We start from the raw sequence: 803 nt of genomic DNA on the forward strand, positions 1-803 counted from the left end.
GTTCCCCGCGTTCGCCACTTTATCCCTATGTATTCAGGATAAGTTACCTATAACAGATACTTGGAAACCACAGCAGCAAGTCTGCGCGATCTCAAAGAGATCGTCGCTTAACGCTCAATCCTTTTGGGACCTCGCGCCAATTACCCTGCTGCTCTGATTTTCCAAGCACCTTAGGTGGGTTTCCCCATTCGGAAATCTACGGATCAAAGGGTATTCGCACCTCCCCGTAGCTTATCGCAGCGTATCACGTCCTTCATCGCCTGTGCATGCCAAGGCATCCACCAATTGCCCTTAAGACACTTGATCGTTCTCATTGCCAATACCCACCGCGCGATCCCGAAGGGATCGTCGCTTCAGCTAAATCCCGAAGGATCCTCGCCTCAGCGCGATCCAAAAGATCGTCGCTCGAACCAGATCCTGTGCAGGATCTAGCTTCAATGGAATTGGCACAAAAAGACCAGCTTCTCGAGATCGGTTCGAGGGTGCGGTTAGGCAAACCCATCATATGCGGGAGATTGAGCGTCTCCCGCGACAAATCACACCCCTTGCGGGCTATGAAGTTCGAACAAATCTTCTCTTTACGATGTCAAACAGAACAGGCGGAGAGCTAGACGCTCGCCGCAAATCTTTTTAACGAATGACTTTTTCCTCAGCCCGATCCATCTCTACTCGACACCCTTTCTTCCGGAGAAGAAGCGACAATCCTTGCGGATTGCGCGAAGTGGTGGAGCCGGACGGGATCGAACCGACGACATCCTGCTTGCAAAGCAGGCGCTCTCCCAGCTGAGCTACGGCCCCTGATA

1 tRNA gene and 1 rRNA gene are annotated in these 803 nt (G+C 52.4%); both read right to left on the minus strand.

The window, feature by feature from the left end:
• Positions 1–306 (minus strand): 23S ribosomal RNA (locus AC0L2B_RS00160); the annotation flags it as partial.
• A 416-nt stretch (positions 307–722) separates the two neighbouring features.
• Positions 723–798 (minus strand) — tRNA-Ala (locus tag AC0L2B_RS00165).
• Positions 799–803 lie beyond the last annotated feature (5 nt).

The sequence above is a fragment of the Mesorhizobium sp. WSM4815 genome, from assembly GCF_055811575.1.